The sequence below is a fragment of the Candidatus Margulisiibacteriota bacterium genome, assembly GCA_041650855.1.
GTDB lineage: Bacteria > Margulisbacteria > WOR-1 > O2-12-FULL-45-9 > XYB2-FULL-48-7 > JALOPZ01.
Genome location: JBAZKJ010000015.1, coordinates 1 through 2,513, shown reverse-complemented (window position 1 = coordinate 2,513; position 2,513 = coordinate 1). Strand labels below are relative to the sequence as shown.

The 2,513-nt window shown below is 58.0% G+C and carries 1 protein-coding gene and 4 tRNA genes; all 5 read right to left on the bottom strand.

Annotated features, from left to right (window positions below):
* Window positions 1-8: 8 nt before the first annotated feature.
* A tRNA-Lys gene (locus WC529_09155) sits at window positions 9-81 on the bottom strand.
* Window positions 82-101: 20 nt separating this feature from the next.
* A tRNA-Leu gene (locus WC529_09150) sits at window positions 102-185 on the bottom strand.
* A 12-nt stretch (window positions 186-197) separates the two neighbouring features.
* A tRNA-Arg gene (locus tag WC529_09145) sits at window positions 198-271 on the bottom strand.
* Window positions 272-278: 7 nt separating this feature from the next.
* Window positions 279-351: transfer RNA gene (locus WC529_09140), tRNA-Gly, on the bottom strand.
* A 32-nt stretch (window positions 352-383) separates the two neighbouring features.
* On the bottom strand, window positions 384-2,513 hold a 2,130-nt coding region (locus tag WC529_09135; GenBank protein MFA5114433.1), incomplete at its 5' end, for a sodium-translocating pyrophosphatase.

Sequence of the window (2,513 nt, the reverse complement as noted above, 5' to 3'; positions counted from 1 at the left end):
GAGAAAATTGCGCCATGAAGGACTTGAACCTTCAACCAACTGATTAAGAGTCAGCTGCTCTGCCAATTGAGCTAATGGCGCCTAAAAAAATCAACTTTAAATGCCGAGGACAGGAGTTGAACCTGCACGGGAGTTACCCCACTAGAACCTAAATCTAGCGTGTCTGCCAGTTCCACCACCTCGGCAGAATAAGGAAACGGGCCCGAGAGGGATCGAACCTCCGACCTACGGATTAGAAATCCGTTGCTCTATCCAACTGAGCTACGGGCCCCCAGGTTAGCGGGAGACGAGATTCGAACTCGCGACATCCACCTTGGAAGGGTGGCGCTCTACCAACTGAGCTACTCCCGCGCCCCTAATAACCTAGTTAAACGGGCCCAGGATTATTCTTCTTTGAACGTACTGCCGCTTTTATTCATCCACATCGCGAACAGGATCAGCAGCAGGCCGACGGTCACGATGATCGTCTTGATCTCAAACCCAAGGTTCTGCACGGTGAGCGGCAGGACCAGGATCGCGACCAGGTTCATGACCTTGATCAGCGGATTAAGCGCCGGACCGGCGGTGTCTTTGAACGGATCGCCGACGGTATCGCCGATAACCGATGCCTTGTGAGCTTCGCTTCCTTTGCCGCCATGCAAGCCCATTTCGATCACTTTCTTAGCATTGTCCCAGATCGCGCCGGAGTTGGAAAGTAGCACGGCCATGATCTGGCCGACCAGGATCGCTCCGACCAGGAAGCCCCCCAAAGCCGCGGTGCCGAAAGCGAAGGCGACGATGATCGGGGAGACGACCGCCAGGATCGCCGGGCCGATCAATTCTCTCTGCGCGGCAATGGTGACGATGTCAACGCATTTATCATATTCCGGCTTGTTTTTTCTTTGCATAATGCCGGGGATCTCGCGGAACTGCCGGCGGACTTCTTCCACGACGGTGATCGCCGCTTTACTGACCGCTCTGATCAGGAATGAAGAGAAAAGGACCGGGACCGAGCCGCCGATCAAAAGGCCGATGAAAACATCGGGTGAATTGATCTGAATGCCGGTGGCGATCAGGCCGCCTTCTTCAACGAAGGAGCGGAACAGGGCGATGGCGGCGATAACCGCGGTCGCGATGGCGAAGCCCTTGGTCAGTGCTTTGGTCGTGTTGCCGACCGCGTCAAGCTTGGAAACGATCTTTTCGGCGCGGCTTCCCTGTCCACGGTAGGTGCCCGACATTTCGAAAATACCGTTGGCGTTATCGGCGATCGGGCCGTAGGTGTCCATCGCCAGGATGAAGCCAGTGGTGGTGAGCAGGCCCAGGCCGGCCAACGCGACGCCGTAAGCCGACAGCGCGATGTTGCCGCCGAAGATCGCCATGGAGGCGAAGATCGTGGCGGCGATGGCGATGATCGCCCAGAAGGACGATTCAAGCCCGAGGCCGAAACCAGTCAGGATCGTGGTCGCGGAACCAGTCTTGGCCGAATGCGCGGTCTCTTTGACCGGCCGGTGTTCCGTGTGCGTGAAGTAGTTGGTCATGGCTTCAATGGTGATCGCCAGGATGATGCCGACCAGGGTGGCCAGCGAGAAGCGCCAGTCGGGGAGGCCGGTCTTAGGATCTTTCAGATAGAAGTAGTTGACGGTCACAAAACCGATGATCGAGGCGATCGCCGCGACATAAAAGCCGAAGTTGATCGGTTTCATCGGGTCGCCGATCTCTTCCGTGTCTTCACCACGGACCGCCCAGGTCCCGATGATCGAGGCGAAAACCCCGATCGCGCGGACGAGCAGCGGATAAACGATAAGTTTGAGGGCCATTAGCGAAGCCGCGGCACCGTAGTAAAGCTGGAATTGTTTGTCGGCCAGAGTGGCGGCGCCAAGGATGATCGCCGCGACGAGGGTAACTTCATAGCTTTCGAACACGTCCGCCGCCATACCGGCGCAGTCGCCGACGTTGTCGCCGACGTTATCGGCGATGACCGCCGCGTTACGGGCGTCGTCTTCCGGGATGTTCTGTTCGACTTTACCGACGAGGTCGGCGCCGACGTCAGCCGCTTTGGTGTAGATGCCGCCGCCGATCCTCATGAATAGGGCGACCAAACATCCACCAAAACCGAAGCCGACGAGAACTTTCATCGCGTTCTCGCGGAAGATCAGGAAGATCGCCGTCGCGCCGAGCAGGCCAAAGCCGACGGTAAACATACCGGAAACAGTCCCGGCCTGGAAGGCGACTTCCAGCGCTTTTTTAAAGCTGGTCAGCGCTGCGTTGGCGACGCGGACGTTCGCCCGGACCGCCAGGCTCATGCCGACATAACCGGCGCCGGCGGAAGCGATCGAACCGAGCAAGAAAGCGATCGCGATCCCCAGCGGGAGGGTCACGTTACCGGAGTAAACCGGCAGGTAAATAAAGAAGAGGGCGATACCAATCAGGGCAATAAATATGCCCATGACCTTAAATTGGCGGGAAAGATAGGCGCTGGAGCCGTCCTGGATCGCTTTGGCGACCTCCACCATTTCTTTGGAGCCGGCCGGCGC